General features: G+C 45.9%; 1 pseudogene. It reads right to left on the bottom strand.

The features are described from left to right. Positions 1-237: pseudogene (locus NE473_RS31625) on the bottom strand (30S ribosomal protein S12); the annotation flags it as partial. Positions 238-296 lie beyond the last annotated feature (59 nt).

Consider the following 296-nt stretch of genomic DNA (forward strand, 5'->3'; position numbering starts at 1 on the left):
GTAGCTTGTTACTTCGATACCGTTAGAAAGACGTACTCTGGCGATCTTTCTGAGTGCTGAGTTAGGCTTCTTAGGTGTGGCAGTCTTAACTGCTGTGCAGACACCACTCTTCTGAGGAGCGGAAACATCAGTAGCTCTCTTCTGTAAGGAGTTGTAACCCTTCTGCAGAGCCGGAGCTGTGGATTTCTTTACGGATGTCTGTCTTCCCTTTCTAACTAACTGGTTAAATGTTGGCATTCTTTTCACCTCCTGTGATATTTTCTGTGGTTGCTGTATTTCGTTCATCCTGGTTGCGC

The sequence above is a fragment of the Hungatella sp. SL.1.14 genome (genome assembly GCF_024460495.1).
Classification (GTDB): domain Bacteria; phylum Bacillota; class Clostridia; order Lachnospirales; family Lachnospiraceae; genus Hungatella; species Hungatella hathewayi.